Origin of the sequence: Pseudoalteromonas sp. TB51 (genome assembly GCF_000498055.1) — a bacterium.
Lineage (GTDB): Bacteria > Pseudomonadota > Gammaproteobacteria > Enterobacterales > Alteromonadaceae > Pseudoalteromonas > Pseudoalteromonas atlantica.
In genome coordinates this window covers 1-13,977 of sequence record NZ_AUTO01000345.1, presented here as the reverse complement: position 1 = coordinate 13,977, position 13,977 = coordinate 1, and the positions used below count along the sequence as shown (strand labels likewise).

12 protein-coding genes, 2 pseudogenes and 1 other annotated feature are annotated in these 13,977 nt (G+C 37.9%); of the genes and pseudogenes, 3 read left to right on the top strand and 11 right to left on the bottom strand.

Annotated features, from left to right (window positions below; genetic code table 11):
• Window positions 1-9 precede the first annotated feature (9 nt).
• The 7 genes and pseudogenes from L650_RS0121955 to L650_RS24380 form a co-directional block, all read right to left on the bottom strand.
• A pseudogene (locus L650_RS0121955) lies at window positions 10-3,149 on the bottom strand (efflux RND transporter permease subunit).
• A 12-nt stretch (window positions 3,150-3,161) separates the two neighbouring features.
• On the bottom strand, window positions 3,162-4,397 hold the full coding sequence (locus L650_RS0121950) for an efflux RND transporter periplasmic adaptor subunit (protein ID WP_029774403.1): 1,236 nt from the start codon (window positions 4,395-4,397) through the stop codon (window positions 3,162-3,164).
• 11 nt (window positions 4,398-4,408) lie between these two features.
• Entirely contained in the window at window positions 4,409-5,677 is a 1,269-nt protein-coding gene (locus L650_RS0121945) for a TolC family protein (RefSeq protein ID WP_029774402.1), read from the bottom strand.
• Between the two features lie 73 nt (window positions 5,678-5,750).
• Entirely contained in the window at window positions 5,751-6,695 is a 945-nt protein-coding gene (locus L650_RS0121940; protein WP_029774401.1) for a M56 family metallopeptidase, read from the bottom strand.
• 9 nt (window positions 6,696-6,704) lie between these two features.
• A complete protein-coding gene (locus L650_RS0121935) occupies window positions 6,705-7,091 on the bottom strand; it encodes a BlaI/MecI/CopY family transcriptional regulator (RefSeq protein ID WP_004588401.1) in 387 nt (128 codons plus the stop codon).
• Between the two features lie 679 nt (window positions 7,092-7,770).
• Window positions 7,771-8,445, bottom strand: coding sequence for a hypothetical protein (locus L650_RS0121925; protein WP_013463096.1), 675 nt, complete (start codon window positions 8,443-8,445; stop codon window positions 7,771-7,773).
• A gap of 120 nt (window positions 8,446-8,565) precedes the next feature.
• Window positions 8,566-8,730 carry a hypothetical protein gene (locus L650_RS24380; RefSeq protein WP_157743020.1) on the bottom strand — a complete coding sequence of 55 codons (165 nt, stop codon included), beginning with the start codon at window positions 8,728-8,730 and terminating at the stop codon, window positions 8,566-8,568.
• 36 nt (window positions 8,731-8,766) lie between these two features.
• Between L650_RS24380 and L650_RS0121920 the strand changes: the two genes are divergently transcribed.
• Both L650_RS0121920 and L650_RS23995 read left to right on the top strand, forming a co-directional pair.
• Window positions 8,767-9,213, top strand: coding sequence for a recombinase family protein (locus tag L650_RS0121920; protein WP_223230621.1), 447 nt, complete (start codon window positions 8,767-8,769; stop codon window positions 9,211-9,213).
• 415 nt (window positions 9,214-9,628) lie between these two features.
• Complete coding sequence (locus L650_RS23995; protein ID WP_024604508.1) at window positions 9,629-10,072, top strand: hypothetical protein; 444 nt, start codon at window positions 9,629-9,631, stop codon at window positions 10,070-10,072.
• A 58-nt stretch (window positions 10,073-10,130) separates the two neighbouring features.
• Here L650_RS23995 and L650_RS23990 read toward each other — a convergent pair whose 3' ends face one another.
• The 4 genes and pseudogenes from L650_RS23990 to L650_RS0121895 all read right to left on the bottom strand — a co-directional run bounded on the left by L650_RS23990 (window position 10,131) and on the right by L650_RS0121895 (window position 12,665).
• Window positions 10,131-10,472: a DUF4879 domain-containing protein gene (locus L650_RS23990; protein ID WP_085065554.1), complete on the bottom strand. Its 342-nt coding sequence runs from the start codon at window positions 10,470-10,472 to the stop codon at window positions 10,131-10,133.
• A complete protein-coding gene (locus L650_RS0121905; RefSeq protein ID WP_024606314.1) occupies window positions 10,472-11,191 on the bottom strand; it encodes a hypothetical protein in 720 nt (239 codons plus the stop codon). The genes L650_RS23990 and L650_RS0121905 overlap by 1 nt, the downstream gene beginning before the upstream one ends.
• Before the next feature lie 106 nt (window positions 11,192-11,297).
• Window positions 11,298-12,230, bottom strand: a pseudogene (locus L650_RS0121900) (TniQ family protein); the annotation flags it as partial.
• Between the two features lie 33 nt (window positions 12,231-12,263).
• On the bottom strand, window positions 12,264-12,665 hold the full coding sequence (locus tag L650_RS0121895; protein ID WP_138611583.1) for a TniB family NTP-binding protein: 402 nt from the start codon (window positions 12,663-12,665) through the stop codon (window positions 12,264-12,266).
• Between the two features lie 53 nt (window positions 12,666-12,718).
• Between L650_RS0121895 and L650_RS0121885 the strand changes: the two genes are divergently transcribed.
• Window positions 12,719-13,938, top strand: a protein-coding gene (locus L650_RS0121885; protein WP_223230517.1) for an IS3 family transposase whose coding sequence is annotated in 2 segments (ribosomal slippage) — window positions 12,719-13,007 and window positions 13,007-13,938 — 1,221 coding nt in all. Because the reading frame shifts where the segments join, the coding sequence is not laid out codon by codon here.
• Window positions 12,997-13,113, top strand: a sequence feature (AL1L pseudoknot). Its footprint overlaps the gene before it by 117 nt.
• Window positions 13,939-13,977: the final 39 nt, after the last annotated feature.

Here is a 13,977-nt window from a genome sequence, read left to right as displayed (position 1 = left end):
AACATTTATTTACCCTTTATTTTCTAGTAATTGATTGTCATTTTGCTCAGCCAGGCTTTCGTCTTTTGAATGCAATAGACGATATAACGCAGGTAGAACAAATAACGTTAAGATTGTTGAAGAAATCACTCCTCCTATTACGACAGTAGCTAACGGCCTTTGCACTTCTGAGCCAATACCCGTATTTAACGCCATAGGTATAAAACCTAGTGAAGCGACTAATGCAGTGGTTAAAACTGGCCTTAATCTGGTTAAAGCCCCCTTAATAATGGCAGTTTCTAAATCATAGTTTTTCTTAACGAGATCTCTAATAAAGGAAACCATGACTAGGCCGTTTAATATCGCTATACCCGATAAAGCAATGAAGCCTACTGCCGCTGAAATAGAGAATGGAATGTCACGAACTATTAAGGCGAATATTCCACCTGTTAATGCCAGTGGCACGCCTGTAAATATAATCAATGAATCTTTCAATGAACCTAATGCAAGTAATAGCAAACCAATAATTAAGACTAATGTTACGGGGACAACTATGCTTAATCTTTGCGAAGCTGATTGTAGTTTTTGATATGTGCCGCCATACTCAATCCAATAACCAGCAGGCAATTGAACATNATGGCTTGTTGCACATCTTTAACAAAGCTACCTAAATCTCGTCCGCGAACATTAGCTGTAACCACAACTCTGCGTTTACCATTCTCACGATTCACTTGATTTACGCCTAGAGCCATTTCGACATTCGCTAATTCCTGTAGTGGTAGATAGCCACCGCTTGGCAAGGTAATTGGTAGCTGCGAAAGAGCATCTACATCTTGTCTTTGCTCCTCTGGTAAACGAACCACTATGTCGAAGCGCTTATCACCGTCGTAAAACTTACCTGCAATCTCACCTCCCATAGCAACAGCAACTTGATTTTGAAAATCAGAAATACTTAAACCATACAATGCTAATTGTTCACGTTTAGGGTCGAAAGTTAATACAGGTAAACCTTTAGTTTGCTCAACTTGAATATCACGAATGCCTTCAACACCTTGAATCGACTTTTCAAGCGCTTTCCCAAGCTCCGTTAACGTATCAAAATCGTCTCCAAACACCTTAATAGCAAGCTCAGCACGTACTCCTGCTAATAATTCATTGAAGCGCATTTGAATCGGTTGTAAAAACTCGTAACGGTTTCCCGGAACTGGTGTTACTAAAGCTTCGAGCTCTTTAACAAAATCTGCTTTAGGTTTATCTGGATCAGGCCATTCACTACGAGGTTTCAGAATTATAAAATTATCGGCTACACTCGGTGGCATAGCATCCGTTGCAACATCTGGCGTCCCCACTTTTGCAAAAACGCGTTCAACCTCAGGTAGTGACTTTATTCTGTCTTCTAGCACCTTTTGCATTTCAATAGATTGGGTAAGCGACGTGCCAGGTATACGTAAAGCGTGCATAGCAATATCACCTTCATCTAAATTTGGTACAAACTCGCTACCTAACTTAGTACTCATAACACCGGCAACAGAAACTAAAGCAACAGCACCAATTACCACCACCCATCGAGCTTTTAGTACCAAGGATAAAATAGGCTTGTAAAGTGAAACACTGGCTTTCATGATCACGTTTTCTTTTTCAATGACTTTACCTTTGAAGGTTAATGCGATTGCAGCAGGTATGAAGGTGACAGATAGGATCATTGCACTAACCAGCGCAATTACAACGGTAATCGCCATAGGGTGGAACATTTTCCCTTCTACACCCGTTAAAGCAAAAATGGGAAGGTACACAGCAGTGATAATAAAGACACCAAACAGTGCTGGACGGATCACTTCTCGTGTGGCTTCGTACACAAGCAGTAAGCGTTCTTTTACTGGCAATGCGTTACCATTAGAAGCTTGGCTTAAACGGCGAAGGCAGTTTTCAACAATGATAATGGCACCATCTACAAGTAAACCAAAATCAAGCGCCCCTAAACTCATTAAGTTAGCACTGGTACGAGTTTGGATCATGCCTGTTACAGTCATAAGCATGGCAAAAGGAATTACAAGCGCTGTTAAAAATGCTGCTTTAAAATTACCTAGCAGCAAAAACAGCACAACAATAACCAAGATAGCACCTTCAATAAGGTTCATTTTTACTGTATCGAGAGTTTTGTTAACCAATTTAGTTCGGTCATAAACGGCATTAACAACAATACCCTCAGGTAGAGATTTATTAATCTCTTTTAATCTTTCACCTACGCCTTTGGCAACCTTTTGGCTATTTTCGCCTATTAACATGAAAACAGTACTTAATACGACTTCGCGACCATTTTGTGTCGCCGCACCAGAGCGAAGCTCCTTGCCTTCGGTTACCTCAGCAACGTCTTTAACGCGAATAACTCGGCCACTAGATGACGGTAAAGGAATATTTGCTAGTTGCTCAACAGTTTCAATTTGCCCCGGTAAACGAATCAACCATTGCGCACCACTTTTCTCTATAAACCCAGCCCCTTTGTTTTGGTTATGTTGATTAATAGCTTCAATTAAATTTTGCTGAGAAAGGCCGAACATTAATAACTTATCAGAGTTCAAGGCGATAAGTATTTCACGCTCATATCCACCGATAGGGTTTACCTCGACAACGCCTTCAACTTGCATAAGCTGCGGACGGATAACCCAGTCATGAACAGTTCTTAGATCTGTAGGAGTGATCTCACTACCATCTTTGTTTGTTGCCCCTTCACGCGCATCAACCGTAAACATAAAGATTTCGCCAAGCCCAGTAGAAATAGGGCCTAATTCAGGCTCTAAGCCAAAAGGGAGCTCAGATTTAGCGGCGCCTAAACGCTCGTTAACCAACTGCCTTGCAAAATAAATGTCAGTCTCATCTGTAAATATAGCAATTACTTGAGATAGGCCGTACCGTGAGACTGAACGAGTATATTCAAGGTTTGGCACACCTGATAGAGCTGTTTCAAGCGGGAATGTCACCCTTTGCTCTACTTCCAGAGGGGTATAGCCGGACGCTTCTGTATTAATAACTACCTGAACATTGGTAATGTCAGGTACAGCATCGATGGGCAGTTTTTGAAAGTTCCAAACGCCCAACATACCGACAGCAAAAACAAAAATGAGTATTAATTTGCTTCGCTCTATGGAAAATTTTAAAATCGAATCCAACATATCTTCAATTCCTTAGTGGTCGTGTGATGCGCCAGACTTTTCAATGTCAGCTTTAATGATGTAACTATTCGTTGTCACATATTCCGTTCCTAAAGGAATACCACTAAGTACTTCTACCCATTGGCCTGATTTGCGACCGAGCTCTAACATACGCACTTCGTATTGGTCTTCGAACTTTCCGTAAACTACCGTAAAGTCACGAAAGCCTTGCAAGCTTTCTGCTTTAACCGCCATATCAACGGTATAGCTATCTACTAAAACTTGTCCTGTAACAAACTGACCTTGGCTAAATTGGTTATCTGAATTATCGATAACAGCGCGATAGACTTTGGCTTGTTCAGAGGTCAATTGATAAAGTGTGTCTGATAGTGATGTCTTTACTGCATCTTTAAAGCCCGGAATATGAATATCTACTTCAGTACCTAATGTGATCTTGCCCTGATCCATAGGGTAAACATTTAACTCAGCAACTAGCTTTTTGGTATTAGTAATGGTTAATAAAGTTCGACCAGAAGATTGCTCACCGATACCGACGTTTTGTGATGTAACCACACCATCTATTGGCGCAATCACTTTATATAGTTGTAAGCTTTCATTTGCCTCTATAGTCATCAAAACCTGCCCCTCTTTAACCGGCTTACCTAACTCAGTATTAAGCGATTTAATTTCTCCCGGAAAACGTGCTGAGATATTGCGAATAGCATTTGGTGGCAGAGTAAGCTCGCCATAAACCTTTAAGCGCTCTTCCATTTCTCGACTAGCAATAATTTCTGTTTCAATCCCCATTGACTCAGCCATGACATCAGCTATTTGTGTACGGCCTTCGTAATTGTCATAAGACCACTGATAAGTTTTACCTTTATACTTTGCCTTTACTGTCACGAGGAACGAGTGCGGCTCATAAATTTCCATGTCACCACGAAGATAATTGTTCTCAACATAGAAGTTAATATTGTCAGTGCCATCTCCTAAACGAGAAAGTTTAACGTTTAAATCAACATCGTTTGGGTTTATAGCGCTCCCAGCCTTAGTTACAAAAACACGAAACTCTGGTGGTACTCCCGTTTCAAAAATGGCAAGCTCGATAGCAAAGTCACCATTACGAAGCATACGACCATTATTAGGTCCTTTTTCTACTTCTTGTACAGCTTCAACATTATTTTGTGCACATGTGACAGGGCTATACATAGATAGCCCTAACCCTATTTGAGTCAACGCAATTACAGCGGCAATAGATTTAAGTTTCATCATTTTCTCTCTTACATTGACACAGATGTGCCTGTTAATCGTTCTAATTCGATATTAAATAACTGAATATTGGTATACGCATCAATCAAGTCCGATTGTGCTTTCACTAACTCTTGTTGTACGACGTGCCAATCGGTATAACGATAGCTGCCGAGGCGATATGCTTCTTCTGCCTTTTTGCTAGCTTCTTCAAGGTATGGAATAGATTTGTTTGTTAAAGCGTCTATAACATGACGATTGTGTTTAAGTTTATGAGTCAGCAATAATGCTTGTGTTGAAATACGCTGATAAAGCGCATCTGATTTAGCTTTACTTTGGTTTTGCTTAGCTTTAAGAGAAGATATTTGACCTCTATTTCTATTATTTCCTCCTAGTGGAATTGAGATCCCAGCAGTAAATGCAAAGTCATCTACCGCTTCATTTCTTCTAATACCAGTAGAAATCGACCATGATGGTTTTTGTTCGACAATCGCCAAGTCAATTTCGGATTGCATCACATCTTGTTCAATCAAAAAACGTTTTAGCTGTGGATTAGCCTTTAAACCTTCTAAAGCGGTATTTAAGTCCTTCAAGCTTGGAATATTCGCTAAATTACCATTGACTGAAAAACGAGTATTTCCTTCCCACTGTGCTGCAAGTTGAGACTTAGAAGCTTCTATTTCATGCGCTAAATCTTCCACTTCTAATTCAACTAGTGATAGCGCAGCTTTTGCTCTTAACTCATCAACAATAAAAGAGCTACCTGCTTTAACTTTACGTTTAATTTGCTCGAGAGCTTGTTGAGATTGTCTCTGTGCTAATTTTGCCAAATCCAATTTCATAATCTGTGAAAGCAACTTGATATAGATACGAGCCGTCTCTGATGCAACATCAATCGCTTTGACTTGTTGTTCAATAGACGCAGACGATACCTTGGTATTTGCCAACTTTACTCGCGAGTCAATGTGGTCTTTTTCTAACAGCCAAGAAATACTGAGTGTAGTTTGTAGGCCCTTAACTCCCGAGTAACTACCTGTACCAAACGCATCTTCAGCTAAAGCGTTAACTATCATAGGAGTGCCAACACTTGCTTGTTCAACTAATGCTAATGCCGATTCTTTTTTATAAATGTAAGACCTTAGTTCTGGATGCTTTTTAAGCGATAAACCTATCGCTTCATTTAATGAAATTGTATTTTTTGCATGAGCAGATAACGTAACGCTAAACAAACCGATACAATTAAGCACCCTAAAAAACCGACTTACAATCGGTTTTTTAGTTGGATTTTTTCTAAAAAACATAAGTTTACCCTTTTAGACTTACTACCTATAAAACCGACCTTAGATCGGTTTTAAACTTAAAAAAATAAGCCACTTAGTGACCAAAGAAGGTTTCCATAAAGTGATGAATACCATCGATTGAAGCTGAAGAAACAATCACTAAAACCATAACTAATGAAAATGTTATACCTTTGTGAATTGGTTCAAGCTTCAATTTATCAAGCAGAAAATATATACGCTGCTCTAGTACATCCGCACCAAAATTTACCACTAAGCTTTTATTTTTTAATAGATCGCTTTGCGCATTAAGCTTAGCAACTTTTACTAGTGTACTGGCCACAAATAGTTTTGAAGTACCGCTTTTTATTACTGCGTTGTCGGCTTCTTGCTCCATTGCTAAAATCATATGTAGCTTCAGCCTTTGTGCTATCGGTTTTATAAAAAATAAACATAACAGGGTAAAAAGCCACTTCTTCGCAGGATCATTTGTCGCAATATGTGCCCTTTCATGTTTAATAACTACGTCGTACTCTTCACAAGTGGTTTGCTCAATAAGGGCTGTAGTGACAAAGCACTTTTTTGTAAAGAAACCACTCGTAAATGCAGATGCATTATCTGATTCTATTTGATATATATCCGTTTCTATATTCGTTGAAAAGCACATCAATGATTCGATTTCTTTTTTGTGGTTCCATAAAAGGCGCCCTTGACTTATTAAGACATACATTACGAAAAACAGCGCAACGCCAACGGTAAAGCCATGCCAGCTAAACCATTCAAAATGAGTCATATGGTGCCAATGTAATAAAGCAAAATCATATAGGCTATCCCCGGTGTGGTAGGCCTGAAGTATTAAAATTGCTGGTACAAAGCTGAGGGCCCAAGGCAATGATACAACTGTCCAAAGCAAGAACTTACGGGACTTAACTTCAATTTTTATAATTTGCTGACCAAGGAGCGAAAAAATCGCTGACAAAGAGACATTTGCCACAATAAAAGTAATTGAAAAGATAGCTAATAAATTAAAAAAAACAGACATATTTTTAAGCTACTCTTTTTCACTGTTGAGTTTTTGCTTTTGCTCTTCGATAAGTGATTCTAACTTATCCAACTGCTCAACATTGAAGTCTTTAGAAATTGAAGTAAAAGCTGCTATGAGGCTATTATCGTCTTCAGTTATAAAATCGCTTGTTACCGATTTAATAAGCTGGCCTATTAACTCATGCCTTTCAACTCTAGGCTGATAATGAAATGCATAGCCAATTTTCTCTCTAGACAAAAGCTCTTTCTTAAACAAACGATCTAACGTGCTTTGGTAAGTATTCAGACTTCCACCACGTAGCTTTTCAAAATGGGTATAGACTTGCTTCACATCTGAGGACTTATGCTGCCACAAATATTGAAGTACTAATTTTTCTAATTCACCTAACTTCATATGAGCCTCAATTTAAAACCGATTAATGATAGGTATTAAATCAAAAGTAAAACCGATGTTCAATAGGTTTTATTTAAATAATTATGAAAAATAATACTTTAGTGAACAATTTGTAATTAACATACCATTGAAAAATTTGATTTATGAGCTTAAAGACCGAGCCGGAAAAGGCTTCTAAAGTGATACGAATTTACCTTTTCGCTCCAATAAGCCCCCGAAAAGTGGCTCGTATAGCTATCTAGGTTAATGCTTTCAAAAAACAGAAGTATATTTCCGATAACTGCCTTTGAAGTCCTAGAAACGGAAGCTTACTTCCGTTTTGTACTTTAAGATTATAAGCCGGTATCTAATGAAAGCTCGGAAGTCCAACTCGTTTCTGCCCCAAAACGTGTTAAAGCAATTATTCTATAGGTCGGCTTTGAGCGATAACCGGACACTGAAAAAGTTAAATTTATTCCTGTGTTTTAAGTAGAAATCTAATTTTGTCCAATAACATTATTAAACGCCGTTTTGGGGCAAAATAACATGCTTAATTCCTAGCTGTTTTAATTACTTGTTTACAAAGGTAATTATTGGTGAAATTATCAGGGTATGTAATATACGCCGTTTCGGTGTGTTATAAACCACCAAAATGGTGTTCAATAAGCTGTTAGCTGTTTTGCTATGTTCTAGGCTTTTTTCAAATAAAAACATCGACTTTCTTTTTGTCGGTTAACAATAAAGCAGCCTTTTCTTGATATAAATCAAAAGTATCGTCTGATATAAATTTATCAAACGTATTAATTATTTCTTTCATGTAAGAGGCTCTTACTTGATAAGTCTGACGTTCAGGATATTCTTTAGCAAGTCCATCTAATTTCTCTGAACTATTAGAAAAATACTCCATAACATTAATTTTTTTATCAGGATCTACATCCCCTCCACCATAAGAAAGGATCCTAAGTTTAGACTCTAAACTATTCATATCTTCTCTTTTTTTGGATATTATGGGGTTTCCTGACTTACCTAATCTAACTGGTTCATCACTATCGTATTTTTGTGTGTATTCTCGTTCCATTTCATTCACATTTTTAACAATACTATGAAGTTCTTTTATACTCATATTAGAAAAGTTGAGCTCTTCTTTTTTAAATACTTTTTCATATGCACTTCCCTCAATTAATGATGAATCAAAAGCATTATTGTCTTTTTTTTCTTTAACTTTAGGATCAAGGTGAGTTGTGTTTATATTAATTTTTAAGCCACTTTCGCTTGTTTTAGTAGAAAAGCTTTTTATTTTTTCATCATCACTGTTTGTAAAAATAGATATTTTACTTTCAAATAGAGTAGGTAGTAGATTGGTGCTGATTTTCATAAAAATCCTTTTTCATATGTCGTTTTCTTTTATCGACATAATTTTATAAAACTTAAGCTTTTATTTTAGATTGTTTTCTATTAACGACTCATAGGGCTGAGTCGTTAATAGAAAGTTTAACTAGCCACCAGATCTTACTTCATAAGTAATTCCACCATAAGTAGATCCAGTTGTTGTTTTATTTTCAACTTCCCAATAATAAGTGCCTGCATTAAAGATAGAAGTGGAAACTGCTACGCTATATCCGCCAGCAACTCTATCTCCATTGCTATCAACCAAAGTCACTTTGAAATCATGTCCGTCATAGTTTCTTAAAATTGCATGAATTATCTTCGGGAAGGGGACACTTTTGTTATCACCAGATTAGACCGTCTTGCGCGTTCCGTTATTCACTTATCACAAGTTGCGGAGCGCTTTCAGGCAGAAAATATTGATCTAGTAGTAATTGACCAAGCAATTGATACATCTACTCCCACTGGAAGGTTAATGTTTAACATGTTAGCAGCCATTGCCGAATTTGAAACTGATTTACGCTCTGAGCGGCAACTAGAGGGTATTGCTAAAGCTAAAGAGCACGGCGTTAAATTTGGTCGACCAACAAAAAGAACCGATGAAATAGATTTAGAAATTTATAATAAAAGGAAAGAAGGTGTACCCATTGGTCAATTGGCAAAAGATTATGACTTGGGTTCGGCTACGATTTATAGAATATTGAATGATGTATTTGAAAAAGTATCAACTGAAGCAACAAAATTATCGCTAGGCTAGATCTCATTCATTCGAGATTTAAATGAATACTTAATTATCCCCTTATTTAATCGGCAATAGTTTACCGTTATTAAACCATACTATTTCCCATTTGCCGCTTCTGTTGGCTAAAATCACTGACATTTCTACCTCGATGTGTACTTTCGTGCTTATACCACTTTCATTAATTAAGTGATCTATTTTAGGCGGAGGAAAATCATTAAACACAAGGCTTTTTTACATAACTAGCTGTTCTAATAATTAAATAAATAACGCAGTAGTTAGTGGTTTTAACCCATATAAATGATCACTTAGTTTGTGAGATTAGTATTAATACTTCTAAAAAACCTGTTGCAAATAACAGGTTTCGATTTGTTGGCCTGCTACTTGCTCTGATATAAGCATTGTCGTTGCAATATTTAATAAGGGAGCAAATATGCAAATTACTAATACACCGTATGTTAATCATGCTGAGTCAGCCCAACATAGCGCGTTAAGCACAAGAATAAATGATGGACAGGCTACTAACACAACCAAGAAAACCGAAACAGACACCGTTTCAATCAGCTCTGCCGGTCGCAATGCTGAAGCTAAATGGCAAGAAATTGCAAATAAATACGATATGACCAATATTTCTGGAAATGAAGTAATGGGAATGGCTAAAGAGCTTTATGACAATAAGTTAATTTCTAGCGGTCAAATGCTTGATATGTATACACCACCAAGTATTGATTTTAATTTAGATGAAAAAGTTAATTATGTAGCTCACGTGACTAAGGAATTGGAAAGCCTAAAATTACATAGTGACGGGTCAGCTCAAATGAGAAATGCAATTGAAGCTAAGTCTAGAGTGTTTGATATTGTAAAACTTATTGGTTAAATACCCATGTTCGTGTGTCATTGTGAACATGGGTTGTGCTCTAATTCTTGTGTGTTAATTATTGAACGAAAACAGAATCACTCCAAAAACCAAATGGTGATGCTATCGAATTTGCTGAAACATTAACAGTACCACTTATATTTGATGCGCCAAAAAAATCGAATTGATGGAGGAATCCAGTAACTGTTTGGCCTGCACTACAAGTACTTAGGTTTGCTCCACATCTAGGAGTGCTAGATGTGGCAGATACACTAGAACCTGCAAACGTTGCGTTGTTTGTATTACCGTAACCGAACTGAAATACATAAACTCTAACTTGGCCACCGCCATGATTTTGAGTGGTTGAGAACTGATTAGCTGACACAGAATTCTGAACGCCCTCGGCCCTTTCGCAATAAATTACTCTCGTTCTGCATTTCTTCTAAGTTGAGATGAGATATTATCGTTTAACTCAAGCCAACTAAAGTCCTTATTCCAAGCCTGTTTAAAGCTTTCTCCTCCTTGTGAATTATCCAGAATTTCTTTTAAATCAAATATTTTTGAGAAATTATCTTCGTTTACGTCGTAACTTGACCACCCCCTAACTCCCAAGTCAATGTGCTCTAGAAAGCTCGATTTAAACTCGTTAGCTGCGGCCACAAAATCCCCGTTGTCATTTAATTTTTCAGATATCAGACTTTTCTCTTTATCATTAATAGAACCTGTAACTTCTAGCTCACCTGATTGACTGATTGATATCCCCCAGTCTTTATTCGCTAATGATGGTTGTTCGGCCGCTATTTCAGCCACAATATTGTCATACTGAGTAAACATTTTTTCAACAGAGTTGGAAACTTCACCACCCGGCATATAAAGATTCACAGTAGCGATTCGAATATTATTTAACGCTTTTTCTTCTGCTTCCCTTGTTGATACAACATTATTTGTTGATATATTCATTGGCTTATCATAGGTCGCTTTAGGCTCTTTAGGCTGATCATTATGATATATGTCCTTAGCTAGTCGCTCCATTTCACTATTTATTTGTTCTTTACCATTTACAGGTTTATTAATTTTCACTTCTGAACCGTTCGATATAAACTGCGATGCTAGATTAGTATCATTTGAATTAACTTTCATATCATTTTCCTTGTTCGTTATTTATTACTAGTTATCGGCAGGTTATTATCTTACTTTAGTTGTTTCTAATAAGAAAAATTAACTTAATATACATAGATAATAAGCATTACTTAAATCTTAGACTCGGCATATCTTTGTAGAGGTAATGTGGGCGTAGTTTTTTATACTTAATGGCTTCATTTATCTTCCTTGGGTATTTTTCGATTAACCACCATGCGAGCTCTAAAATATAATGCCGCTCAGATAAAGAGCGCTGCTCAAATGCTATTTTTACATCACTTATATGTTGATACGGCATATTTGTTTTGTCACATAAGTATTGTTGTAAATCGGGAGCCAATGAGTGTGAGGCAATAATTCTACAAAGCTGATGCAGTAAATTAAGCCTCTGAGTTTTTACTTGACCTGAATTAACAAAACCACGGTCTAATACCGCTAACTTCCATTTCCACCTTCGATGTACGTTCTGGTGCCAAATATTAACAGGAATAGGAGTGAAATCAGTTAAACTTACCCCGCATTTCCAACACACCGCTAGATCTGGAGCATCTAACTGGTGATATTTTCCAAGCTCTATTCGGTGAAAAGCAACTGCCATTCCACAATGTCTACACCTATCTTCCATGAGTATTAAGTGTTTTGGGCAAAAAGTATAAAAAGCCACTCGCCAAGCAATTCGATAATAAGCGTCTGTACTTTCAGCTAAGCATAGGGGACAATACTGCATGCCAAAACCTGTATGAGTACGATGATATAATTTAAGCGGTGTTATCCAGCGTAGCTGACCTGACAGGCTTGTAGACTCAAATAAACGCCCCTCAAATAGACTTAGCGTTGTTTTCTTTGCTTCCCTAAGTGTTACCCCCGTTTTTACTGACATCTGCTCTAACAACCTTTCAGGCGCTAGCCTATCTATATCCCTATTCCAAAGTTCATAACGCTTATTAAAAGCAAAATGACCAAAGCTTTGTACTTTCAGGCCATTGTGATGTGCAGTTCGCACCATCCATGAAGATAAACACTCCCCTGGTAATGGGTGCGGATGAGCTGGCTATAATTTTCCAGACAACATTTAAATTGCCTTGTCTAACTGACGCTTTCTTTGTGAAGGTGTTACCCAGTTTATTTTATCTAATACTATTGGTGTGATTGCTTCTATATTATTTTTAACCGCATAAACGGCTGCATCATTAAGTAATCGTGAAAGCTCTCCAATATAGCCCTCACACATTGAGAATAGTTGCATAGCTAAGCTTTTAGCATGTAAATTTGAGGGCTTTCTTAATGGCAACATACGTTCAAAACTCACTAGTAACCTTAAAAAATCCTGATTAAACTCCCATCGAGGTAATAATACTGGCTCAAAACGGTTAGCTAATTGAGGGTCTGACTGCAACGCCCTAAACGCGTCTTTAGTCCCAACCCCAACAATTGATATTTGTAACTCATTACCAAGGTATTTAAGTACATTCAAAAATGAATCGCCCCGTGTTTGCCAGAGACTCAATAACTTGAGAAACTGGAACTATGAAAAAATCAAATCGCTATACATCAGAATTTCGTGAACGTGCAATTAGGCTTGTTACCACACAACAGCATGAATACCCTTCTCTTTGGGCTGCGCTAGTATCGATTTCAGATAAACTGGGATGTACCCCAGAAACACTTAGAGCATGGGTCAAGAAATCTCAAGCTCAACCGTCTAAACCCTCTTCTAATACGCAATCAACTGAAGAACGCCTTGCCGTCTTAGAGCGCGAGAATAAAGAGCTCAAGCGAACGAATGATATCCTGAGGCAAGCTGCCGCTTTTTTCGCCCAAGCGGAGCTCGACCGCAAACAGAAGTAATAGTGGATTTTATTGATGCTTGCAGAGAGCATTACGGTGTCGAGTCAATTTGCAAGGAATTGCCGATTGCACCATCAACGTATTATTCTCATAAACAGATACAAAGAGAGCCTGAGCGACTGTCTAACCGCAAAAAGCGTGATGCTGAGCTGATAATACTCATTCGCGAAGTGTGGGAGGATAATATGTCAGTTTATGGTGCAAGAAAAATATGGAAGCAGCTACAGCTTGACGACCATCAAGTCGCCCGCTGTACAGTCGAACGATTGATGCGAGTTATGGGAATTCAAGGTGTTCGTCGGGGTAAAGCACATAAGACAACGATACCTGACGAGCAACAAGATAAGCCACTTGATTTAGTTAATCGTCAATTTACTGCTGAGCAGCCAAATCAACTTTGGGTAGCTGACATCACCTATGTTGCCACATGGAGTGGGTTTGTTTATGTCGCTTTCGTGATAGATGTTTTTTCACGATACATTGTAGGTTGGCGTGTATCAACGACAATGCACACAGAGCTTATTCTTGATGCGTTAGAGCAAGCTATTTGGCATCGTGGCAACCCCGAAGGGTTAATTCACCACAGCGACAGAGGCAGCCAATATTTGTCTATACGATACACTGAGCGACTTGCTGAAGCTGGAATTCAAGCGTCTGTAGGCAGTGTGGGTGACTCTTATGACAATGCATTGGCTGAAACAATAAATGGATTATTTAAAACAGAGATTATTCGCAGAAATGGCCCGTGGAAGAATGTTGATGCTGTTGAATACGCAACGTTAGAGTGGGTCAATTGGTTTAATAATCAACGCTTATTATCTTCAATTGGGTATATTTCACCAGCTCAATATGAAACAGACTACTATGATAATTTAAACGAGTCAGGTAAAGTGGCCTGACTTAAACAAACTGGTCTCCGATGAACTCGGGGCGATTCA